17 protein-coding genes are annotated in these 21,950 nt (G+C 72.8%); 9 read left to right on the plus strand and 8 right to left on the minus strand.

Annotated elements, in window-relative coordinates; translation table 11 throughout:
* Positions 1-4: 4 nt before the first annotated feature.
* Both POF43_RS04370 and POF43_RS04375 read right to left on the minus strand, forming a co-directional pair.
* Entirely contained in the window at positions 5-1,390 is a 1,386-nt protein-coding gene (locus tag POF43_RS04370; RefSeq protein ID WP_271323898.1) for a cryptochrome/photolyase family protein, read from the minus strand.
* The gene (locus POF43_RS04375) at positions 1,387-2,931 is read right to left on the minus strand and encodes an SDR family oxidoreductase (protein WP_271323899.1); all 1,545 of its coding nucleotides are present in this window, start codon (positions 2,929-2,931) and stop codon (positions 1,387-1,389) included. The genes POF43_RS04370 and POF43_RS04375 overlap by 4 nt, the downstream gene beginning before the upstream one ends.
* 520 nt (positions 2,932-3,451) lie before the next feature.
* Here POF43_RS04375 and POF43_RS04380 point away from each other — a divergent pair.
* Positions 3,452-4,360, plus strand: coding sequence for an LLM class flavin-dependent oxidoreductase (locus POF43_RS04380; protein WP_271318777.1), 909 nt, complete (start codon positions 3,452-3,454; stop codon positions 4,358-4,360).
* A 443-nt stretch (positions 4,361-4,803) separates the two neighbouring features.
* Here POF43_RS04380 and POF43_RS04385 read toward each other — a convergent pair whose 3' ends face one another.
* The 3 genes from POF43_RS04385 to POF43_RS04395 form a co-directional block, all read right to left on the minus strand.
* Entirely contained in the window at positions 4,804-5,904 is a 1,101-nt protein-coding gene (locus tag POF43_RS04385) for a MerR family transcriptional regulator (protein ID WP_271325021.1), read from the minus strand.
* Between the two features lie 33 nt (positions 5,905-5,937).
* The gene (locus tag POF43_RS04390) at positions 5,938-6,849 is read right to left on the minus strand and encodes a metal-dependent hydrolase (RefSeq protein ID WP_271325022.1); all 912 of its coding nucleotides are present in this window, start codon (positions 6,847-6,849) and stop codon (positions 5,938-5,940) included.
* Positions 6,850-7,378: 529 nt separating this feature from the next.
* Positions 7,379-9,421, minus strand: coding sequence for an SDR family oxidoreductase (locus tag POF43_RS04395; protein WP_271325023.1), 2,043 nt, complete (start codon positions 9,419-9,421; stop codon positions 7,379-7,381).
* Positions 9,422-9,976: 555 nt separating this feature from the next.
* On the opposite strand from POF43_RS04395, the gene POF43_RS04400 reads away from it, so the two are divergent.
* The 7 genes from POF43_RS04400 (at position 9,977) to POF43_RS04430 (ending at position 17,135) form a co-directional block, all read left to right on the plus strand.
* Positions 9,977-10,924, plus strand: a complete 948-nt coding sequence (locus tag POF43_RS04400) for an ABC transporter ATP-binding protein (protein WP_271318277.1) — start codon at positions 9,977-9,979, stop codon at positions 10,922-10,924.
* A gap of 273 nt (positions 10,925-11,197) precedes the next feature.
* On the plus strand, positions 11,198-12,355 hold the full coding sequence (locus tag POF43_RS04405; protein WP_271325986.1) for a DUF4185 domain-containing protein: 1,158 nt from the start codon (positions 11,198-11,200) through the stop codon (positions 12,353-12,355).
* A 393-nt stretch (positions 12,356-12,748) separates the two neighbouring features.
* Complete coding sequence (locus POF43_RS04410; RefSeq protein ID WP_271314555.1) at positions 12,749-13,654, plus strand: ABC transporter permease subunit; 906 nt, start codon at positions 12,749-12,751, stop codon at positions 13,652-13,654.
* Positions 13,651-14,568 (plus strand): ABC transporter ATP-binding protein, encoded by a 918-nt coding sequence (locus tag POF43_RS04415; RefSeq protein ID WP_271323390.1) that lies wholly within the window; start codon positions 13,651-13,653, stop codon positions 14,566-14,568. Before POF43_RS04410 ends, POF43_RS04415 begins: the two co-directional genes overlap by 4 nt.
* 12 nt (positions 14,569-14,580) lie before the next feature.
* Positions 14,581-15,372 (plus strand): ABC transporter permease subunit, encoded by a 792-nt coding sequence (locus tag POF43_RS04420; RefSeq protein WP_271314553.1) that lies wholly within the window; start codon positions 14,581-14,583, stop codon positions 15,370-15,372.
* 95 nt (positions 15,373-15,467) lie between these two features.
* On the plus strand, positions 15,468-16,292 hold the full coding sequence (locus POF43_RS04425; protein WP_271323389.1) for a MerR family transcriptional regulator: 825 nt from the start codon (positions 15,468-15,470) through the stop codon (positions 16,290-16,292).
* Positions 16,293-16,397: 105 nt separating this feature from the next.
* The gene (locus POF43_RS04430) at positions 16,398-17,135 is read left to right on the plus strand and encodes a hypothetical protein (protein ID WP_271323388.1); all 738 of its coding nucleotides are present in this window, start codon (positions 16,398-16,400) and stop codon (positions 17,133-17,135) included.
* A gap of 1 nt (position 17,136) precedes the next feature.
* Here POF43_RS04430 and POF43_RS04435 read toward each other — a convergent pair whose 3' ends face one another.
* A complete protein-coding gene (locus POF43_RS04435; protein WP_271323387.1) occupies positions 17,137-17,901 on the minus strand; it encodes a TetR/AcrR family transcriptional regulator in 765 nt (254 codons plus the stop codon).
* A 265-nt stretch (positions 17,902-18,166) separates the two neighbouring features.
* Here POF43_RS04435 and POF43_RS04440 point away from each other — a divergent pair, with 265 nt between their 5' ends.
* A complete protein-coding gene (locus POF43_RS04440; protein WP_271323386.1) occupies positions 18,167-19,000 on the plus strand; it encodes a class I SAM-dependent methyltransferase in 834 nt (277 codons plus the stop codon).
* 9 nt (positions 19,001-19,009) lie between these two features.
* On the opposite strand, the gene POF43_RS04445 is transcribed toward POF43_RS04440, so the two are convergent.
* Together POF43_RS04445 and POF43_RS04450 are read right to left on the minus strand one after the other, a co-directional pair.
* Positions 19,010-19,858 (minus strand): putative RNA methyltransferase, encoded by an 849-nt coding sequence (locus POF43_RS04445; RefSeq protein WP_271323385.1) that lies wholly within the window; start codon positions 19,856-19,858, stop codon positions 19,010-19,012.
* Positions 19,859-20,025: 167 nt separating this feature from the next.
* On the minus strand, positions 20,026-21,945 hold the full coding sequence (locus tag POF43_RS04450) for an ABC transporter ATP-binding protein (RefSeq protein ID WP_308217720.1): 1,920 nt from the start codon (positions 21,943-21,945) through the stop codon (positions 20,026-20,028).
* Between the last annotated feature and the right edge of the window lie 5 nt (positions 21,946-21,950).

Below are 21,950 nucleotides of genomic sequence, written 5' to 3' on the forward strand. Positions count from 1 at the left end.
CGGTTCAGCCCTTGTCGCGGGCGCGGTGGAAGCGGTCGAGGCCCTCGCCGAGGTCCACCAGTGGGTCGGGGTAGTCCAGGCGGGAGCGGGTGTCCTTCGGCAGCTTCCACGGGCGGTGCACGGCCGGACCGCCGATCTCGGCAAGTTCCGGTACCCAGCGGCGTACGTAGGTGCCGTCCGCGTCGAAGCGGCCCGCCTGGGTCAGCGGATTGAGCACCCGGTTGGGCCGGGTGTCGGTGCCGGTCCCGGCCACCCACTGCCAGTTGAGCTGGTTGTTGGCCACGTCCCCGTCGACCAGCAGCTCCAGGAAGTGCGCGGCGCCGGCCCGCCAGTCCACGTAGAGCGTCTTGGTCAGGAAGCTGCCGACCAGCAGGCGGCCCCGGTTGTGCATCCAGCCCTCGTGCCGCAGCTGGCGCATCGCGGCGTCGATGATCGGATAACCGGTCAGCCCGTCCCGCCAGGCGGCCAGCTCCCGCTCGTCACCGCGCCAGTGGTCGCCGCGCGAGCGGTAGTCCTCGTGCGACGCCTTCGGCCGCGCCGCCAGCACCTGGTAGTTGAAGTCCCGCCAGGCCAGCTGCCGTACGAACGCCTGCGCGCCGCTACCGCCCCGGTCGTCCGCGACCCGTACCAGCTCCACCGGTGACAGGCAGCCGAAGTGCAGGTACGGCGACAGGCGCGACGTCGCGTCGCCCGCCAGGTCGTCATGGCGGTCGTCGTACTGCGCCATCGCGCCGGCCGCCCAGTGCCGCATCCGCTCCCGCGCCACGCTCTCACCGCCCGCGCACAGCCCCGGCGACACGTCGCCCGCGACCAGTGACTTCGCGCTCGGCAACGGGTCCGACACCACCGAGTCCGGCACCTCGACCCTGCGCGGGGCGCCGAGCGGAGCACGGTGGACGCGGTCGCGCCAACGGCGGAAGTACGGCGTGAAGACGGCGAAGTGGTCCTTGGCCGTAGCCCCCGAGCCGGACGGCAGCACGCCGCCGGGAGGCACGACGGTGACCACCGCGTCGTGCACGGTGAGGGTGCGCCGGGACGCCTCCAGCGCGTCGCGCAGCCGCTGCTCACGCCGCATCGCGTACCCGCTGACGCCGGCCGCCACGTGGACCGACCCGGCGTCCACCTCGTCGGCCACCCGGCAGACCTCGTCGACCACCGCGCCCGAGCGGATGATCAGACGACCGCCACGCTTGCGCAGTGCGGCGTCCAGATCGTGCAGACAATCGGCCAGGAACGCCGCCCGGTTGGGCACCATGAAGCCGCTGCGGGCCACCCCGGAGTCGAGCACGAACAACGGCACGATGTTCTCGGCCTCGTCCAGCGCGCCGCGCAGTACCGGCTGGTCGTGCACCCGCAGATCGCCGGTGAACAGCACGACGGAGGTCCTCATCGGGCACCACCCCCGCTGCCGCCGCCGGTATACCCGCCGATCCGGCCCGACCTGGCCTGCCGCGCGATGTTGCGTGCCATACCGCCGAAGACCCACGCGTGGAACGGCACGATGCTCCACCAGTAGGCGTGCCCCGCCAGCCCGCGCGGGCGGAACAGGGCCCGCTGCCGGTATACGCAACGGCCCGGCCCGTCGTCCGCCACCGACAGCTCCAGCCACGCCAGGCCCGGCAGCCTCATCTCGGCGCGCAGCCGCAGCAGCCGGCCCGACCGCACCTCCTCGACCCGCCAGAAGTCCAGCGAGTCGCCGACCCGCAGCCGCCGCGGGTCGCGCCGCCCGCGCCGCAGCCCCACACCGCCCGCCGCCCGGTCCATCCAGCCGCGCACCGCCCAGGCCAGCGGGAACGAATACCAGCCGTTCTCCCCGCCGATGCCCTCGATGACCTGCCACACCGCCCCAGCGTTCACCGCCACCCGCCGGGCCCGCCGGTCCTCGTACAGGCTGCCGCCCGACCAGTCAGGATCGGTCGGCAGCGGATCGCTCGGCGCCCCCGGCAGCGCCGCCGACGACCACCGGGTCGCCACGTCCGCGTCCCGCACCCGCTTCAGCGCCAGCTCCACCGCGTCCCGGAACCCCAGCAGCCCCTCCGGCGGATCGGGCACATAATGCGCGATGTCGTGCTCGCCGCACACCACTTCGTGCCGCAGCGACTCCACCAGCGGCCGGGCGATCGACCGCGGTACCGGGGTGACCAGCCCCACCCAGTGACTGGACAGACTCGGGGTGAGCACCGGCACCGGCAGGATGGCCCGCCTCGGCAGCCCCGCCACCGCCGCGTAGCCGGCCATCATCTGGCGGTACGTCAACACGTCAGGACCACCCACGTCGAACGTGCGGTTGACCTCCGGCGGCAGCTTGGCGGCACCCACGAGGTACCGCAGGACGTCGCGTACCGCGATCGGCTGGATGCGGGTGTTGACCCAGCGCGGCGTCACCATGGCCGGCAACCGCTCGGTCAGGTACCGCAGCATCTCGAACGACGCCGAACCCGACCCGAGGATCACCGCCGCCCGCAGCTGCGCTGTCGGCACGCCGCTCTCCAGCAGGATGCGTCCCACCTCCGCCCGGGACCGCAGGTGTGGCGACAGCTCCCGCTCGGGCACCCCGCCGGGCGTCAGCCCGCCCAGGTAGACGATGCGCCCGGTGCCCGCGTCCTTCGCCGCCCCGGCGAACCCCTCCGCCGCCCGCCGGTCGGTCTCCTCGAACCCGGCACCGGCCCCGAGCGCGTGCACCAGGAAGTACGCCACCGCCGACCCCTCGAAGGCGGCGGTCAGCGTCTCCGGCCGCGTCACGTCACCGCGCACCACCTCGACGTGCTCCGCCCACGGCTGGTCCCGCAACCGCCCCGGATCCCGCGCCAGGCACCGCACCCGGTACCCGGCCGCCAGCAACTCCGGCACCAACCGCCCCCCGATGTACCCCGTGGCCCCGGTGACCAGGCACAACGGCGCCGACTCTGCGGACGGCTGACGTGACACCATCGGTTTCCACCCTCTCCTCGCCGCGGTTTCGGCCATGACCAGTCATTCGTAGCCACCGCCCTCCCGGCTGGGCAAGCCGCCGTGTACGTCACGATTCCGCCCGGATGGGGGAATCGGCGTACGGGAAATCCGCGTCCTTCGGCATGACGTCGGAAGGGGGTGGGGCGATCAGGGCTGCGAGGTTGGGCGGCTGGGGGCGGAAAGGGGCGACGGGCGGCGCGGCGGTGCGTCGGCGGCGCTGGGGTTACCGGTGTGGGGATCAGCGGTGCGGTCGGGGGCTGTGCGGGGCGGAGGGGCGACCGGCGGTGTCGCGGCGCCGGTGCTGGTGCCGGGGCCGAGCGGTGCGGTCGGGTACCGAGAGGCGTTCGCTGGGCGCCGGGGCGTTCGCGGCGAGCCCGAGCGGTGCCGTGGAGCCGTCGGGCGGTGTGGGGGGAGCGTCCGGAACCGGGGGGAGCCGCCGGGCGCATGGGTGGCCGGGCGGCCGGGGCAGCGGCGGTGGGGTGCCGTCTAGGCTCCTGCCATGACCACTTCGCTGCGTCTGAGCGCTCTCATCCTGCCCGTCCGACGCTGGGGGGCGGGTGGCCGTGACCAGTGGCGTCACGCCGAGGACCTGGGCTTCCACGCCGCGTACACCTACGACCACCTGTCGTGGCGCAGCTTCCGCGACCGGACGTGGTTCGGCGCCCTGCCGACCCTGACCGCCGCGGCCGGTGTGACCGAACGGCTGCGCCTCGGCACCCTCGTCACCTCACCGAACTTCCGTCACCCGGTGACCCTCGCGAAGGAACTGCTCACCCTCGACGACCTGTCCGACGGCCGGATCACGCTCGGGATCGGTGCGGGCGGCAACGGCTTCGACGCCACGGTCCTCGGCCAGGAGGCGTGGAGCCCCCGCGAACGCGCCGACCGCTTCGCCGAGTTCGTGCCGCTGCTCGACCGGCTGCTGACCGAACCGGCCGTGACCCACACCGGCGCTTACTACTCCGCCGACGAGGCCCGCAACATCCCCGGTTGCGTCCAGCGCCCCCGCCTCCCCTTCGCCATCGCCGCGACGGGCCCGCGCGGACTGAAGCTCACCGCCCGCCACGGCCAGGCGTGGGTGACCACCGGAGACCCCCGTCTCGCCGACACCGGCACGCCCGAGCAGTCCCGCGCCGCCATCCGCGACCAGCTCGACCGCCTCGGTGACGCCTGCGCCGCCGTCGACCGGGACCCCGGCACCGTCGGCCGGATCCTCCTCACCGGCTTCACCCCGGAACGCGCCCGCATCCTCGACTCGGTGGAGGCGTTCGCCGACTTCGCCGGCCACCACGCCGCGCTTGGCATCGATGAGATCGTCCTGCACGCCCCCATCCCCGACTCCGACTTCGCCGTCGACCAGCAGGTCTTCGACCGCATCGCCACGGAGACCCTCGGCCGCCTTGGGTGAGGTGGGGGGTGGGCGGCGTGGCATGGGGTGAGGTGGCGTGGGGCTTGAGCCGATCTTCCTCGGCGGGCCGAGGCCGGTCTTCTTAATCGGGATCGGGGGCGGCCGGGGTCGGGGTCGGGGTCGAGGCTGGGGCCAGGAGCCGGGGCCGGGGCCGGGAGGCCGGGGGCGGCGGCCGAGCCGAGGTTGAGGTCGGGGCAATGAGCCGGAGTCGGGGCCGGAGTCGGTCGGTGGCTGGTGCGCCGCAGGCCGGTCTCCACCCTTGGGTGGAGACCGTGTCCGCAACTCCGAGGTGAATCCACCCAGATGTCCACCCTGGGGTGGATCTGTCCTCGGAGTCCGCTTTCTAGTCTTGCGCCATGAATACGGAAACGGGGACAGCCCCGAAGAACACGGTCAGTGCCGGTGCTACGCGCGGCGACGACGCGGCGGCCCGCCGGCTGCCGTCAGACTCCGCCCGGGGGCGCAGCGCCTTGATCCGTCGCATCCTCAAGGCCCTCCGCGGCCAGCGAGTCCATGACGCGGGCCCGGACCTCCCGTTCGGCCGCGGCGGCGATGAACGTGGAGGCACGACGCCCGCCGACCAGCGCCCGCACCGCCCGCACCGTCGAGGCCGGCAGCAGGACGCCGACCTGGTCACCGTCCCCCTCACCGGTAGCACCGGAGGATTGAACGGACGCCGGCCGGCCGTCGAACCGCCGCACGTCGACCTGGCGGACGCTGTCCGCAGAGTGAGAGCCCTCGGTCGGCGCTGGAGCCGGAGGGCCGGCCGGGGCAGGCGCGGAAGTGGGGAGCGCGGCGGGGGCGTCGTCGCCGTCGCCGAGGTGCCGCTGCATCATGCGGGTGGTCAACGTGTGCATGGCGCGGGCGAGTTCGGCGTCGATGGTCTGCTGCGCGAGCGGGCGCAGCCGCCGGACGAGGGAGGCGGCCTCCGTCGCCTCCGCATCGGTGGGAGTGTGGTCGAGGAAGCGCTGGAAGACGTACTCGACGGTGAACTCCATGAACCGCTCTGCGATGTGCTCGACGTGCCCCCGCAGTTCCCACAGATGCGTGGCGATCGCTGGCAACGGCACACCGGCGGCGTGGAGTTCCGCGGCGACGGTCAGCTCCTGGGGGCTGGGGACCAGGAACTCCTCGGCGTCGTCCTCAGCGGCTCCGGGGATCGCCTCCAGCACGCCGAAGGCGACGGCCTCGTTGACGGCGTTGTCGTCCCGGCCGCCGAAGATCGCGGTCAGCTGGGCCCGGCTGACGCGGACCGGGCGTTCGCTGGACCAGGGCTGGTTCATCTCGTCCGCCAGACCGAGTACGCCGTCCAGCCCGGTGCCGGAGTCCCGTGCCTCCAGGAGTTCCTTGATGCTGGCCAGGGTGTAGCCGCGTTCCAGCAGGTCGGCTATCTGCCGCAGCCGGGCGAGGTGCACCGGGCCGTAGACGTTGGCCCGCCCGCGCCGTCCGGGTTTGGGGAGCAGGCCGCGGTCCTGGTACCCCCGGATGGTGCGGACCGTGGTGCCGCTCTCGCGGGCCAGGTCCTCGATGCGGTAGGCCTCCATGACCGTGTTCCGTTCTCCTGTCCGCGTGGCCGGCTAGAAGGTCGCGGGCCGTCCGGCCCGGGTGGCCGCGCGGCGGGCGGCGGGGGACTTGGCCAGGTACTGCACGGCCAGGTCGAGCGAACCTTCCTGGGAGGGATGGTACGACCGCCGCAGGTAGCGGGGGATCGCCGAACCCAGCGCGCGCCAGCTCGGCAGCAGTCCCTTGGCGATCGCCCGGTTGTGCTCGCGCAGCGAATACCGCAGGGTGCCGCGCAGTTGGGGGTCGTTGCGTATCAGGTAGGCGGTGCCGTAGACACACAGCCACAGAAGCACCGGCGCTGTCAGGGCCATGCCTTCCACACGGCGCACGTAGCGCGGCAGGGGGCGCCCACCGGCGTGCTGGTAGAGGTCGAACGCGACGGAGCGGTGTTCGACCTCCTCGGCGCCGTGCCAGCGCAGCAGGTCCAGCATCGCCGGATCGCTCCCCGCGTCGTCCAGCGCACCGGCGTGCAGCACCCAGTCGCCCAGCACCGCGGTGAACTGCTCGACGGCCGCCACCACCGCCAGCCGTACCTTGAGCCATTCGCGCCGGGACAGCGGCAGGCCGGCGGGCGGACGGTCACCCAGCAGGACGTTGAAGATCCAGTCGACGTGCCGGGTGTACGGGCGGGTGTCCAGCCCCTGCGCGGCCAGGTGGTCGAGGACATGGGAATGCTGGACGCTGTGGGTCGATTCCTGGCCCATGAATCCGTGGACCTCGGACCGCAGCCGTGCGTCCGTCACCAGGGGAGCGGCCTCCTTGATGACCTTGACGAACCAGCGTTCCCCGGCCGGCAGCAGCAGATGCAGCACGTTGATGACATGGGTGGCGGTGGGCTCATCCGTGATCCAGTGCAGCGGCGTGTCACTGAAGTCGAAGGCCACGCGGCGTGGCGTTATGGGGTGATGCGATGAAGGGGTGGCCATGGTGCGGTCCTCCGTCGACCGTGCGATGACGGTGTCCCGGGACGCCGTCGGATGTGCGGGAGAGGGGGCTGGACGCCGACAGGTCGCGGACCGACGGCAACCGGCTGAGCGGCGACCGTCGCGGCGGTGACCAGCTGAGCCGGAACCGGGTCAGCAGCCACCGGATCAGTGACGACTGCATCGGGAGCAAGCGCCTCAGCGGCAACCGGATCAGCGGCAAGCGCCTCAGCGGCAACCGGATCACCGGCGAGTGCCTCAGTGGCAACCGGAGCGGGGGCTCAAGTGCCTCGGGGTAACCAGCTGAGCCGGAACCGGATCAGCGGTAACCGGCTGAGAGGCAACCGGACCGGCAAGCGCCGGAGCGGCAACCGGCTCGGTGGTAACCGTCTGGACAGCAACCGCAGCAACCGCAGCAATGACAAACGGAGTTCGGTGACCGGAGTGGTGGGCTCGGGCGGTGGTGCCGGCGGGGCGGGTGGCCGGTGGTGGCGCGGTGTGGCGTGACCGGGCGCCGCGGTGGCGGGCGGGGTCACAGCGGAGGGTCGATGCGGGCGGTGGCGCGCAGGGCCTTCGGCGCCAGGCGGGACAGCAGGCGGGAGCCGACCGCCTCCGGGGTGACCGGTACGACGGCAGCGTTGCGAGCCACGGCGCGCAGGATGGCGTCGGCGACCTTCTCCGGTGGGTAGGCGCGGCGGCGGTAGAGCCGGGTGGTCCTGGCGCGCAGACGGTCCTGTTCCTCGCCGGACGTGCCGGTGAACCGGGCGGTGCGCGTGATGCCGGTGGTGACGATGCCGGGGCAGATGGCGGTGACGCCGATGCCCCGCGGAGCGAGTTCGGCGCGCAGGCATTCGCTGAGCATGAGGACGGCCGCCTTGGAGGTGCAGTACGCCGGCATGCTCCGGGACGGCAGATAGGCGGCGGCGGAGGCGGTGTTGACGATGTGGCCGCCCTGACCGCGTTCGGCCATCCGCTGCCCGAACAGGCGGCAGCCGTGGATGACGCCCCACAGGTTGACGTCCAGTACGTCACGCCAGTCGTCGGGGGTGGTGTCGAGGAAGGCGCCGGCCATGCCGATGCCGGCGTTGTTCACCAGGATGTCGACCACGCCGTGTTCGGCCGTGACGCGTTCGGCGAGCTTGTCCATCGCGTGCTCGTCGGAGACGTCCACCGTCTCCGCCCAGGCGCCAGCCGCGCCGCGTTCCGTCGTGAGCCGGGCGGTGTCGGCCACCGACCGTGCGTCGCGGTCCACGGCCACCACCCGGGCACCGGAGCGCGCGAAGGCCAGTGCCGTGGCCCGTCCGATGCCGCTGCCCGCGCCGGTGACCAGGACGAGCCGGCCGCCGAACCGTTCGGTGTGCCGGTCCCGGCGCGGTGGCCGGCGCCGCGCGGTTCTGGGGGCGGCCGGTGTGTCGAGTGCGGCCTCGCCATCCGAGCCGTCGGTGCTGTTGCCGGTGCCGTCCGTGCCGTCCGTGCCGTCCGTGCCGTCCGTTCTGCCGTTGCTGCTGGCTACCCGCACGCCGTCCGGGATGCCTGCGCCAGCGGGTGTTGCCCCGGCGTCGAGCGTCTTGCCGGGGTGCGGTGCCACTGCGCTGTCGGGAGTGTGCTCGGCGGGATCGTTGCGTAGGGCGAACTCGGCGATCCAGTAGGCCAGTTGGTCGGGGCGGGTGCGCGGTACCCAGTGTTTGGTGGCCAGGGTGCGACGGGTCAGGTCGGGGACCCAGCGGTCGAGGTCGTCGTAGAGGTGCTCCGACAGGAAGGGGTCGCCAGTGGGGGTGATGAGTTGCACCGGGACCAGGGCGTGCGGGGCGGGGCGCGGGTGGCGCAGTCGCGGGCCGATGTTGTCCCGGTAGAGCCAGGCTCCGTGTGCGGCGTCCTGGGGGAGCGTGGCGGTGGGGTAGCCGGTGTCGGCGGGAAGGCGTTCGGCGCGTGCCAGCATCCGGGGCCACCGGCGGCCGAGCGGGCCGCGCCAGGCCAGTTCGGGCAGTACCGGGGTGTGCAGGGCGTAGACGTACCAGGACTTGGCGGTCTGTCCGGCGAGCTGGACGGCCCGGCGCGGTGTGGGGCGGCGCAGCCGGTCGGCGATCCAGTGGCCGAAGTGGTCCAGACAGGGGCCGGAGATGGAGGTGAACGACGCGATCCGCTCGGCCGCCCGCGGCACGGTGGCGAACTCCCAGCCCTGGACCGACCCCCAGTCGTGGCCGACGAGGTGGACCGGCCGCTCCGGGCTGACCGCGTCCGCGACGGCGAGGAAGTCGTCGGTGAGCGCTTCCAGGCGGAAGCCGCCGCGCAAGGGCAGCGGTGCGCTCGATCCGCCGTGGCCGCGCACGTCGTAGAGGACGACGTGGAAGCGGTCGGTGAGCCGTTCGGCCACCGCCGACCACACCTCCTTGCTGTCCGGGTAGCCATGCACCAGGACCAGCGTCGGCCGGGCGGTGTCGCCGAACTCGACCACCGCCAGCTGGACTTCGCCGGAGGCCACGGTCCGCTCGCGGCCCTCGCGCCCTTCGCGGCCCTCGTCGCCCTCGCGGCCCTCGCCGGTTTGCCGGGCCTCTCGGCCGCCGTCGGCGTTCATGCGGTCACCTCCTGACCCGGGGAACGGCGGCGTGGCCGTACGGACTCCGCCGCGGGCGTCCGTGACTCACTCAGCCGGTTCCATTGACTCCCCAATGAATCTGACATCAACGAATGTGACAACGGTTGATGGCTGAGTCAAGAGCCTCGCCCATCCTGTGGACAACGCCGCCGTGGACACCGTCCCTGTGGATAACTCCGGCTCCCGCTCGCCGGAAGCCGCAGCACCGGCGCTCCAGGTTCCCGATGAACCTCAGCCCCCGAGGACGGAAACCCCGGAGACGGAAACCCCGGATACGGAAGTCCCGAAGACAGAAGACGGAAGTCCCCGAAGAGCTCACCCGTCCCCGACTCCCGACCTCAGCTCCAACCCGCCACCCCAACCCGCCACCCCAACCCGCCGCCCCAATCCCCAACCCCCATTCCAACCCTCACCCCGACCCGCACATCGCCCCTCCCGGCCCCTACGGGGTACTCCCCCTCCAGGACTACGCCCGGTCGAGACTTCGGGGGGACGACGCGGGGCCGCCGGGGGCCCTACCGTCGGGGGGTGACTGTGATCCAGACCGAGGGCCTGACGAAGCGGTATCCGAGGGTGACCGCCCTGAACGGGCTGTCCATGGACATCGGGCCGGGGGTGACGGGACTCGTCGGCGCCAACGGCGCCGGCAAGTCCACGCTGATCAAGATCCTTCTCGGCCTGTCGCCCGCCACGGAGGGCCGGGCGTCGGTGCTCGGGCTGGACGTGACGACCGAGGGCGCCGCCATCCGGGCCCTCGTCGGCTACATGCCGGAGCACGACTGCCTGCCGCCGGACGTGTCCGCGACGGAGTTCGTGGTGCACATGGCCCGGATGTCCGGGCTGGCGCCGACCGCGGCCCGCGAGCGCACCGCCGACACGCTGCGGCACGTCGGGCTCTACGAGGAGCGGTACCGGCCGATGGGCGGCTACTCGACCGGCATGAAGCAACGGGTCAAGCTGGCGCAGGCGCTGGTCCACGACCCGAAACTCGTGCTGCTCGACGAGCCGACCAACGGCCTGGACCCCAAGGGCCGGGACGAGATGCTGGGGCTGGTACGGCGGATCCACGCCGACTTCGGCATCTCGGTGCTGGTCACCTCCCACCTGCTCGGTGAACTGGAGCGCACCAGCGACCACATCGTAGTCATCGACGGCGGGACGTTGCTGCGTTCCTCCGCCACCCAGGACTTCACGCAGGCCACCGCGTCGCTCGCGGTCGAGGTGGCCGACTCCGACGAGCACCCCGACGGTACGAGCGCCCTCCTCGACGCGCTGACCGCGGCCGGGCTGACCGCCAAGGCCGACGGGCACCTGCTGCTGGTCGACATCGCCGGTGAGGACACCTACGACGCGGTCCGCGACGCCGTCGCCGGTCTCGGGCTGGGCCTGATCCGGATGGAGCGCCGCCGACACCGCATAGCGGAGATCTTCGCGCCGTCGGCCCGCGAGTCCGCGCCCGAGCCGACCGCCGGAGCGGCCTGACGCGGCGCCGTCCCCAACCCGTCGGCACCGGAGCCGGAACGGGAGCCGAAGCCGGGGCGGGAGCCACTCGGACGGCGTCCGGAGCCCTGGCCCGCCCTCCGGCTCGACCCTTGGCCCACCCCCTGGCCCGACCCCCTGGCCCGGAGCCCCGGCCTCACCCCTGGCCGGATTCCGAGCCGAATCCCTGGTCGGCCCGGTCGGGTTGTCGTATCGTGCGGCCGAAGTGACCACGAGTACCGCCGGACGCATGATCCTGCCCCCGGAGGAGCCGCCATGCCCGAGCCGTCCCTGTCCCGGACCGCGGCCCAACTGGGGCTGACCTCCCGGCGCGCGGTTCTCAGAGCCGGGGCGGCCGGTGCCGCGACCGTGGTGGCCGGCGCGCTGACCGGGCCCGCGTACGCCGCCGACCGCGCCGGGACCGTCCGCGCCGCGGGGACCGCCGGGACCGGCCCGGGCCCCGCGCACCCCGATCTCATCACCGGCACCCGGGTCAGGGACCTCACCGGGCCCGCGCAGACCGGGCAGTTCGCGGCGCCGTGGACCGACCTGGGGATACCGGCGCTGTGCCCGGACGGCACGATGCTCTTCGTCTGCGGCGACACGTTCGACGGCGCGGGCGTGGGGGACACCGACTGGCGGGCGCCGGTCGGACTGCGGTCCAGCAGCGCCGACCTCGGTTCACTCGTCATCGACGGCAGCGTGGGCGGTTCGCACGCCGAGGGGCTGGTCCCGGAGGGGCACGTGAACGGGACGACCGCGATCCCGTCGGACGTGTTCACCGTCGGCGACACGATGTACCTGCACCTGATGCGCGGGGTGATCTACCAGACGGACCACACCGACTTCTGGCAGTCCACCGACAACGGCGAGACCTGGACGTACCTGTGCCAGTTCCCCGGGGACCAGTACGGCGGCCAGTTCCAGCAGAAGAGTTACGCGGTCGCCGACGACGGCTACTGCTACGTGCTGTCGTCGGTCTTCAACCGTGACGTCGTCTCCGACCTGCTGCTGCACCGGGTACCGCAGAACCAGCTGGGCGTCCCGTCCGCCTACCAGCCCTGGGGCTACGCCGGCGGCGTCTGGGCCTGGGGCAACTACCCGACGTCGGTCACCGCCTCGCGCCAGTGGGGCGAGATCTGCTTCCGCGCCATGGACGGCCAGTACGCGTTCACCTGGCTGAACATGGACGTGCTGTCGATCCGCGCGCAGGTCTTCCCGCTGCCGACGTCCGACCTGTTCGGCACGCCCGAGCAGACCGTCATCGTGCCGACCGCACCGGGCAGCGAGACCGGCAACGCGGTGGCCAGCCCGTACGGCGGGTTCGTCCTCCCCGGATCGACCTTCGCCGACTTCAACATCGCCGTCAGCCAGTGGTACGACGACACCGACTACCGCGTCATGCAGTACCGGATCGCCGGCCTCACCACCTGACCGCGTACGGCACCCCGCGAACGCCCCCGGCGGAGCCGCCGACAGCGCCCCCACCCGAACCACCCCGCAACGACCCCGGCCCCCGCAACGAACCCCGGCCGCCCGCAACGAGCCCCGGCCCCCGCAAGCCTCTCGCAACGCGCCCCCATCAACGCCCCCCAACGCCTCCGCAACACCCCCGCCCAAGCCCCGCCCAAGCCCCGCCCAAGCCCCGCGCAGCGGCTCCCATCCCGCCATCCCCTAGGGGCCCGGAGGGGAAAACCCCTACCTCTCACGGCTGACGCCGGGCCCCACCGTTCAGCCCCAAGGCTGACGACCCGCGCCCCGTGATCGGCGAGAGTGCTTCCATGACCAGGAAACGCGCGACCGGAACCCGGGACGGAGGGTGGGGCGATGACCGTTCCCACGGGTGAGCCGCCCGCCGGGGCCTCGCTCTACGACATCGGATACCGCCACTACGACGGCGAGCGGCTGGGCCGCTCGTACATCCGGCGGGCGCTGTTCTCGCAGAGCCTGCGCGGCGCCTACGGGCTGGGCCGGTCGGGCAAGTCCAAGGTGCTCCCGATGATCCTGTTCGCGGCGATGTGCCTGCCCGCGCTGATCCTCGACGCGGTCACCGTCTACGCCCACCTGCACAAACCGCCGGTGGACTACACGCGGTACGCGATCTACCTCCAGGCGGTCATCGGGCTGTTCCTCGCCGCGCAGGCGCCGCAGGCGGTCTCGCGCGACCTGCGGTTCAAGACCGTGCCGCTGTACTTCTCACGGCCGCTGGAGCGGATCGACTACGTGGCGGCGAAGTTCGCGGCGATGGCCTCGGCGCTCTTCCTGCTCACCGGCATACCACTGGTCGTGCTGTACGCCGGCGCGCTGCTGGCGAAGCTGGACTTCTGGACCCAGACGGCCGGGTTCGGCAAGGGCCTGCTGTCGGTGGCGCTGCTGTCGCTGCTGTTCGGCGGCATCGGCCTGGTGCTGGCGGCGCTGACCCCGCGGCGCGGCTTCGGCGTGGCCGCGGTCATCGCGGTGCTGGTCATCTCCTACGGCGCGGTCAGCACCCTTCAGGGCATCGCGTACAGCCGCGGCAACGACACGGTGACCGGGTGGCTCGGGCTGTTCTCGCCGGTCACGCTGATCGACGGCGTGCAGACCTGGTGGCTGGGGGCCTCGTCGTCGTTCGTCGGCGGGTACGGGCCGCCGAACGCGGTCGCCGGCACGGTGTACCTGCTGGTCGTACTCGGCCTGATCGCCGGGACGTTCGCGCTGCTCATGCGCCGCTACCGGAAGGTTGGCCTGGGATGACCACCTTGACCCTCGACAACGTCTCCCGCTGGTTCGGCAACGTGGTGGCCGTCAACGACGTCAGCCTGACCGTCGGCCCCGGCGTCACCGGGCTGCTGGGCCCCAACGGCGCCGGAAAGTCGACGCTGATCAACATGATGGGCGGCTTCCTCGCGCCGTCCACCGGCACGGTGACCCTGGACGGCGCGGTGATCTGGCGCAACGAGCAGGTCTACCGTCACATCGGCGTCGTGCCGGAGCGCGAGGCGATGTACGACTTCCTCACCGGTTACGACTTCGTGCTCGCCAACGCCGAACTGCACGGGCTGCCGCACCCGGCCGCCGCGGCGCGCGCCGCGCTGTCCACCGTCGAGATGGAGTACGCGGCCGGCCGGCGCATCGAGACGTACAGCAAGGGCATGCGGCAGCGGGTCAAGATGGCCTCCGCGCTGGTGCACGAGCCGGCCGTGCTGCTGCTGGACGAGCCGTTCAACGGCATGGACCCGCGCCAGCGCCTCCAGCTGATGGAGCTGCTGCGCCGGATGGGGGCCGACGGGCGCACGGTGCTGTTCTCCTCGCACATCCTGGAGGAGGTCGAGCAGCTCGCACACCACATCGAGGTGATCGTGGCCGGCCGGCACGCCGCGTCCGGCGACTTCCGTGAGATCCGGCGCCTGATGACCGACCGGCCGCACCGCTACCTGGTGCGGTCCAGCGACGACCGGGCGCTGGCGTCCGCGCTGATCGCCGACCCGTCCACCGCCGGCCTCGAACTCGACCTGGGCGAACGCGCTCTGCTCGTCCAGGCGGTCGACTTCGCGCGCTTCACCCAGCTGCTGCCCCGCGTCGCCCGCGAGAACGGCATCCGGCTCTACGAGGTGTCGCCCTCCGACGAGTCGCTGGAAAGCGTCTTCTCCTACCTCGTCGCGGCCTGAGGAGCACCCACCATGTCCGCAACGCCCGCCACCGCGCCGGCCCCCGCCACGCAGCCCGGGCGGTCCGGCCCGGCACCGTTCTCGCTCTACCACCCGACCGTCGCGCGGCTGACGTACCGGGCCCTGCTGAGCCGCCGCCGCGCGCTGTTCCTGTTCGCGCTGCCCGCGCTGCTGCTGGTGATGGCGACGGCGGTCCGGGCGCTCGGCGGCGCCGACGACGGCACCGCCAAGACGCTGCTGTCCGGCTTCGCGCTGGCCACGATGGTCCCGCTGACCGGGGTGATCGCCGGCACCGGGGCGATCGGGCCGGAGATCGACGACGGATCGATCGTGTACCTGCTGTCGAAGCCGGTGCGCCGCTCGACGGTCATCTTCACCAAGCTGTGGGTGGCGATGGGCGTGACCATGCTGTTCTCGGCGATCCCCACGTTCTTCTCCGGACTGATCCTGGACGGCAACAGCCAGCACCTCGCCGTCTCCTTCGGGGTGGCCGCGGTGGTCGCCTCGGTGGCGTACAGCGCGATCTTCCTGCTGCTGGGCGTCGTCACCCGGCACGCGGTGATCGCCGGCCTGGTCTACGCGCTGGTGTGGGAGGCGCTGATCGGCAGCCTGGTGCCGGGCGCCGGCGACCTCAGCGTCCAGCAGTGGGCGCTCGCGCTGGCGGCGAAGGTGGCCGACCCCGGAGCGGTCACCTCGCAGGTCGGGCTGCCGGCCGGGCTGATCCTGCTGGTCGCCGTCACCGTCGGCGCGACCTGGTTCGCGGTGAGCCGGCTGCGTTCGCTGACCGTCGCCTCCGACGAGTGAGGCGGCGGCGCGGGCCGCGGTGAGCGACGCTGGGAGGAGCGGTCCACGGCCCGCTTGACCCTGACACCGTGTGAGGGGGTGAAGTCGAAGGCGTCATGTTGAGTATCGGAGACTTCGCCAGATACGGCCGCGTGTCGGTCAGGATGCTGCGGCACTACGACGCGATCGGCCTGCTGCGGCCCGCCCGGGTGGACCCGGTCACCGGCTACCGCGGCTACGAGGCGGCGCAGCTGGCCCGGCTGAACCGGGTGATCGCCCTGAAGGAGCTCGGTTTCAGCCTCCAGCAGGTCCGGGAGATCGTGGACGGGGAGGTCGGCGCCGGCGAGCTGCGCGGCATGCTGCGGCTGCGCCGGGCCGAACTGGAGACCGCGCTGGCCGAGGCCGGCGCGCGGCTGACCCGGGTCGAGGCGAGGCTCCGCACGATCGAGAGCGAGGGTGTCATGGACACCGACGACGTAGTGGTCAAGCGGATCGCGGCGGTACGGGTGGCGGAACTGACCGGGCGCGCGGCGGGTTACCGGCCACAGGACATCGGGCCGGTGGCCGGGCCGCTGTTCGACGCGCTGTGCCGGGAGCTGGACGCGGCCGGGGTGACGCCGGCCGGGCCGGGGATCGCGTACTACGAGGACGTGCCCGGCGGCGAGGAGGAGATCGTCGTCCACGCCGCGCTGCCGGTCGCGGTGGACGGCCGCGCCGCCTGGCCGTTCGCGGTCGTCGACCTGCCGGAGATCGCCGCGGCGGCCACCGTCGTGCACCACGGGCCGATGGACGACGTGCTGACGACGATGCAGACCCTGGGCCGCTGGATGGACGTCAACGGGCGAAGCTCCGCCGGATACCCGCGGGAGCTCTACCTGGACTGCCCGCCGGACCGGACCCGGTGGGTGACCGAACTCCAGGAGCCCCTGCGCCAGGGGTGACCGGTCCTGTCACCGTCCGCCCGTACGCCGCCAGCCCCGGCCGGCCCGCACGGCCTCGCCCCCGCCCGTACGCCGCCGCACAGTGCCCCGCCTTACGCTCGGGGCATGGCGGAAGAGAACGAGGGGACGCGGGCCGGACGGGCGGTGGCGCGGTGGCTGGCGTCCACCGGACGGGTGACGTTCGCGCCCGGATTGACGGCGGCCGAGCTGACGGCGGCCGAGGAGCGGTGGGGGTTCACCTTCGCCGACGACCACCGGGGGTTCCTCAGCGAGGGGCTCGCGGTGGACGGCGAGGGGACGGACCGTCCCCGGTGGCCGGACTGGCGGCACAGCGACCCGGCCGACCTGCGCAGACGCCTGGAGCAGCCGGTCGACGGCGTCCTGTTCGACGTGCGGCACGGCTTCTGGACGTCGGCCTGGGGCGAGCGGCCGTCGTCCGCCGGGGCGGCCGAGGCGACCGCGCGACGCGCTCTGGCCTCGGGGGCGGCGAAACTGGTCCCGGTCTACGGCCACCGCTACCTGCCGGCCGGCCGCGGTACGTCCGGCCACCCGGTGCTGTCGGTCCACCAGACGGACGTCATCGTCTACGGCGGAGCCCTGTCCGACTGGGCCGCCGCCGAGTTCGGCCCGGCGGCGGACGACGCGGTCGGCGGGGTCCAGGCGGGGGCCGACGGTGCGGGTGCGCACGGCTCCGGTGCGGTGCCGGACGGGAGTGCCGGTGCAGGCCGGGGCAGCGGTGCCGGCACAGACCAGGGCAGCGGTACCGCCGGCGGCCGACGCTCCCGCCCCGGTGACGTGCCGCCGCCGGTCACCGCCGCGTTCTGGCGGGACCTGACCGGCTGAGTCACAGGCCGAGCAGACCGGTGATCCGCCGCATCTGGTGGTCGAAGTAGGCGTCGCGGGCGTCGACGCCGTTGTTGAGCTGGCCGAAGAGCTCGAAGCTCACGGCCCCGAACAACTGCGTCCATCCCAGCGCGCCGTCCGCCAGCAGGGCCTCCGGCAGCGCCGGTGCGATCAGCGCGCGGATCCGGGCCAGGTCGGTGCGCAGCGCCGGGTCGACGTCGTCGCAGCCGGGGTCGGCCAGCGCGCCGCGGGCGTGTCCGTCGGCCAGGACGCCGATGAGGGCGGCCGGGGTCCGGGCGGCGGCGGCGACGGTGTCCTGCGGCGCGGAGTAGCCCGGGACGGGGCTGCCGAAGACCAGGGCGTACTCGGCCGGGTGGGCCAGCGCCCAGTGCCGTACGCCGTGGCAGACGGCGAGCCAGCGGCCCGCCAGGTCGGCGCGGTCGGCGACACCGGCGTCTGCGGCTTCCGCGGCGGCGCCGCAGTCGTTGTAGGCGTCGATGATCAGCGCGGTCAGCAGGTCGTCCCGGCTGGCGAAGTAGCGGTAGAGCGCCGAGGAGACCATGCCCATGTCGCGGGCGACGGCGCGCAGCGACAGGTTGGCGCCGTCGGTGGCCAGGTGGCGGCGGGCGGTCGCCTTGATCTCGTCGACCATCTCGGCCCGCACCCGGGCCCGGATCGACCCGGCCGACCGGCCCGGCCGGGGCTCGGAAGGCGTCCGGTGGCCCGCGGGGCGGCCGGTGGCGGGGTCGGGGGGTTCGGTCGGCATGACGGAGATTGTCGCACGCGGACGAGAACACTGATCTCGACCGGATGGGTACCGGTCCTTTTCACGCCGGTGAACACCGCCTCCCACCTGCGGTGACGATGGTCCTCTTCCGGTGTCCGGCCGGTGAACGGCCCGCCGTCAACGACCGGGCGGTCGGGCCGCATGTCGGCAAGATCCGTCATGTCCGCGCCAAAAGAGCTACCGGGTGCTCATTCGGTCGCTACGGTGACCTGACGACGCCGATCATTCCGGGGGACCCAGCCACATGACCGACGAACACCGCAAACCGGTCCCCGTGGGGCAGATGTTCGGCGCGGTCGCCGAGGTCTTCGACGCGGCACGGCCCGGGTACGCGGTGGCTCTGGTCCCGGAAGTGCTGGCCTACGCCGACCTGCGCGGCCGCCCGATGGCCGAGGTCGGCGCGGGCACCGGCAAGGCCACGGTGCCGTTCGCCGCCGCGCTGGCCCGGCGCCGCACCCCGCTGGTCGCCGTCGAGCCGGACGCCCGCATGGCCGAGGTGCTGCGCCGCAACACCGCGGCGTACCCGCACGTCAGCGTCGAGGTGCGCGGCTTCGAATGCTGGCGGCCGGAGGGGCGCCGTTACGGCCTGGTGCTGGCCGCGACCTGCTGGCACTGGTTCGACCGGGACCGCCGCTGGGACCTGGTGCACGCGGCGCTGGCCCCCGGCGGTGCGGTCGCCCTGGTGTGGAATCCGCAGGGCGTCCGCGATCCGCGACTGCACGCCCGCCTCGCCGAGGTCGACGCCCGGCACGGCGTCGCCGGCTCCCCGCACGCCGACCTGGCCTCCGTCTACGCGGACACCGCCCGCAGTTGGGGGCCGGGTTCCGGCTGGCCGGAGGGCGAGTGCCGCAGCGACGCGCGCTTCACCGACCTGCGTTCGGTCCGCTTCCACCGCGACCGCCGCTACGACACCGTGCGCTACCTGGACTTCCTCGCCACGGTCTCCGCCTACCGGGCGCTGCCCGCGGCCCGGCGCGCCCGTGCGCTGGCCGATGTCGCCCGGGTGCTGGACGGACACGGCGGCGGCATCGACATGGACCACATCACCGACCTGTTCCTGGCCCGCGTCGCGCGCTGACGGCGGCCGTCAGGCGCCGGCCGGCTCCGGGCGGTAGCGCGAGACACGGAACGCCGCGGTCACCCGGACGACCGGCGGGAACGCCTCGGCGCCCGCGACGTGTTCGGTGTGCCGGGCCGACGGGCCCATGCCGATCGCGTCGGCGGCGTGGCCCGGGGGCAGGTCCATCGCGTACGTCAGCGTGTCGCTGCCGGTGAGCCGGAACAGGCCGGAGCCGGTCAGCCCGCTCGCCAGCCGGTCCGCCTTGCCGGCCTCGACGTCGAGCATGCCGTCCCGCAGGGCGCGCAGTTCGCCGAGGTGGTCCGGTTCCGGGGTGACCACGACCAGTACGCCCTCCGGTGCCAGCACCCTGCGGTACTCGGCGGGGTTGCGGGGCGCGAAGACGTTGAGCAGTGCGCCGACCGCTCCGGTGCGGATCGGCAGCGGACGCCACAGGTCCCAGACGGCGGCCCGGGCCCGCGGGTGCGCGCGGGCGGCGCGGCGCAGGGCGAACTTCGAGATGTCCAGCCCCAGCCCGGTCGCCCCGGAGCACTCCGCCAGCACCGCCGCCAGGTAGTACCCGGTGCCGGCCCCGGCGTCCAGCACCGTGCCGCACTCCGCCGGTACCGCCGCCGCCACCGCCCGGGCCAGCGGCGCGTAGTGGCCGGCGGCCAGGAAGTCGGTCCTGGCCCGCACCATCTCGGCGCTGTCGGCGGTGCCGGGCCGGGCGTCCCCCGGCAGCAGATTGACGTACCCCTGCCGCGCGACGTCGAAAGTGTGGCCCGCGCCGCAGCGCAGTGAGCCTTCCCGCGCCGTCAGATCCTGCCCGCACAACGGGCAGACCAGCAGGTCGAATGCGTCCGGGATGGCGTCGTTCATGGCGTCGCCAGCGTACACAGCCCACCGGCGCCGCTGATCCGCCCGGCGGGCGATGTTTCACGTGAAACACGCACCAACCGCGATGTTTCACGTGAAACATGCCACCGCGGACATGAGGACGCCCCGCACCCGGAGCCGGGTGCGGGGCGTCGGGGCGGGGTGTGCGCTCAGCCCGATTCGGCGGTCTCGGCGACCGGTTCGGCGAACTGTGCGGCGTAGAGCCTGGCGTAGGCGCCTTCGGCGGCCAGGAGTTCGTCGTGCGTGCCCTGTTCCACGATGTCTCCGGCCTCCATGACGAGGATGACGTCGGCGTCGCGGATGGTGGACAGGCGGTGGGCGATGACGAAGCTGGTCCGGCCGGTGCGCAGGGAGGCCATGGCGTGCTGGATCAGCACCTCGGTGCGGGTGTCGACGGAGCTGGTGGCCTCGTCGAGCACGAGGATGGCCGGCTCGGCCAGGAACGCCCGCGCGATGGTGATGAGCTGCTTCTCGCCGGCGCTGACGTTGTTGCCCTCGTCGTCGATGACGGTCTCGTAGCCGTCGGGCAGCGTGCGCACGAAGCGGTCGACGTGGGTGGCCTTCGCCGCCTCGACGATCTTCTCGTGCGTCGGCTCGTCGGCGCCGTACGCGATGTTCTCCGCGATGGTGCCGCCGAACAGCCAGGTGTCCTGGAGGACCATGCCGATGTTCTCGCGCAGTTCCTCGCGGGACATCGCGGCGATGTCGACGCCGTCCAGCGTGATCCGCCCGCCGGTGGTCTCGTAGAACCGCATGAGCAGGTTGACCAGGGTGGTCTTGCCGGCGCCGGTGGGTCCGACGATGGCGACCGTCTGACCGGGGGCGACCGACAGCGACAGGTCCTCGATCAGCGGCTTGTCGGGGTCGTAGGAGAACGCCACGTTCTCGAAGTCGACCTTGCCCCGTACCAGCGCGGGCCGCTGGGGCTCGGCCGGGTCGGGGTCCTGCTCGTCGGCGTCGAGGAGTTCGAAGACCCGTTCGGCGGAGGCCACCCCGGACTGCACCATGTTGGCCATGCTGGCGACCTGGGTCAGCGGCTGGCTGAACTGCCGGGAGTACTGCACGAACGCCTGCACGTCGCCGATGGACAGCGAGCCGCTGGCCACCCGCAGACCGCCGATGACGGCGACCAGCACGTAGTTGATGTTGCCGATGAACATCATCGCGGGCTGCATGACCCCGGAGATGAACTGGGCCCGGAAACCGGCCTGGTACAGCGCGTCGTTGTGCTCGGCGAAGGTCGCCTCGCTCTCCTGCTGCCGGCCGAAGACCTTGACCAGCGAGTGGCCGGTGTACATCTCCTCGATGTGCGCGTTGAGCTGTCCGGTGGACGCCCACTGCTTGATGAACTGCGGCTGGGCCCGCTTGCCGATCCGGGCGGCGACCAGGATGGACAGCGGCACCGTCAGCAGCGCGACGACCGCCAGCAGCCAGGAGATCCAGAACATCATGGCCAGCACGCCGATGATGGTCAGGATCGACGAGACGATCTGGCTGAGCGTCTGCTGGAGGGTCTGGGAGATGTTGTCGATGTCGTTGGTGGCCCGCGACAGGGTCTCGCCGCGTGCCTGCTTGTCGAAGTAGCTCAGCGGGAGCCGGGCCAGCTTCTCCTCGACGTCCTTGCGCATTCCGAAGACCGCGCGCTGCACGACCCGGGTGGCGATCCTGGCCTGTATGAAGCCGGCCGCGGCGGCGCCGACATAGACCAGCAGCACCCACAGCAGCACGATGCCGACCGAGCCGAAGTCGATGCCGTGGCCGGGGTGGACCCCGTGCATGGGGGCGACGATCGCCGCGATCTTGCCCTGGCCGTGGGCGCGCAGGTAGACGACCGCCTGCTGCTGGGTGATGCCGGACGGCAGCTGCCGTCCGATGACGCCGGCGAAGATCAGGTCGGTCGCCCTGCCGAGGACCTTCGGGCCGATGACGTTGCACGCCACGCTGACCACGGCCATCACGACGCCGAACAGCAGGACGATCCGTTCCGGGCGCAGCAGGCGCAGCAGCCGGCGGGAGGAGCCCTTGAAGTCCATGGACTTCTGGACCGGGGGACCGGCCATGTGGCGCATCGGCC

The organism is Streptantibioticus silvisoli (assembly GCF_027947535.2).
GTDB lineage: Bacteria > Actinomycetota > Actinomycetes > Streptomycetales > Streptomycetaceae > Streptantibioticus_C > Streptantibioticus_C silvisoli.

What these genes read in the sequence shown, in the direction of transcription:
- POF43_RS04370 (WP_271323898.1), bottom strand. Translation starts at nt 1,390, where the DNA reads ATGAGGACCTCCGTCGTGCTGTTCACCGGCGATCTGCGGGTGCACGAC.
- POF43_RS04375 (WP_271323899.1), bottom strand. Translation starts at nt 2,931, where the DNA reads ATGGTGTCACGTCAGCCGTCCGCAGAGTCGGCGCCGTTGTGCCTGGTC.
- POF43_RS04380 (WP_271318777.1), top strand. Translation starts at nt 3,452, where the DNA reads ATGACCACTTCGCTGCGTCTGAGCGCTCTCATCCTGCCCGTCCGACGC.
- POF43_RS04385 (WP_271325021.1), bottom strand. Translation starts at nt 5,904, where the DNA reads ATGGAGGCCTACCGCATCGAGGACCTGGCCCGCGAGAGCGGCACCACG.
- POF43_RS04390 (WP_271325022.1), bottom strand. Translation starts at nt 6,849, where the DNA reads ATGGCCACCCCTTCATCGCATCACCCCATAACGCCACGCCGCGTGGCC.
- POF43_RS04395 (WP_271325023.1), bottom strand. Translation starts at nt 9,421, where the DNA reads ATGAACGCCGACGGCGGCCGAGAGGCCCGGCAAACCGGCGAGGGCCGC.
- POF43_RS04405 (WP_271325986.1), top strand. Translation starts at nt 11,198, where the DNA reads ATGCCCGAGCCGTCCCTGTCCCGGACCGCGGCCCAACTGGGGCTGACC.
- POF43_RS04410 (WP_271314555.1), top strand. Translation starts at nt 12,749, where the DNA reads ATGACCGTTCCCACGGGTGAGCCGCCCGCCGGGGCCTCGCTCTACGAC.
- POF43_RS04415 (WP_271323390.1), top strand. Translation starts at nt 13,651, where the DNA reads ATGACCACCTTGACCCTCGACAACGTCTCCCGCTGGTTCGGCAACGTG.
- POF43_RS04420 (WP_271314553.1), top strand. Translation starts at nt 14,581, where the DNA reads ATGTCCGCAACGCCCGCCACCGCGCCGGCCCCCGCCACGCAGCCCGGG.
- POF43_RS04425 (WP_271323389.1), top strand. Translation starts at nt 15,468, where the DNA reads ATGTTGAGTATCGGAGACTTCGCCAGATACGGCCGCGTGTCGGTCAGG.
- POF43_RS04430 (WP_271323388.1), top strand. Translation starts at nt 16,398, where the DNA reads ATGGCGGAAGAGAACGAGGGGACGCGGGCCGGACGGGCGGTGGCGCGG.
- POF43_RS04435 (WP_271323387.1), bottom strand. Translation starts at nt 17,901, where the DNA reads ATGCCGACCGAACCCCCCGACCCCGCCACCGGCCGCCCCGCGGGCCAC.
- POF43_RS04440 (WP_271323386.1), top strand. Translation starts at nt 18,167, where the DNA reads ATGACCGACGAACACCGCAAACCGGTCCCCGTGGGGCAGATGTTCGGC.
- POF43_RS04445 (WP_271323385.1), bottom strand. Translation starts at nt 19,858, where the DNA reads ATGAACGACGCCATCCCGGACGCATTCGACCTGCTGGTCTGCCCGTTG.
- POF43_RS04450 (WP_308217720.1), bottom strand. Translation starts at nt 21,945, where the DNA reads ATGCGCCACATGGCCGGTCCCCCGGTCCAGAAGTCCATGGACTTCAAG.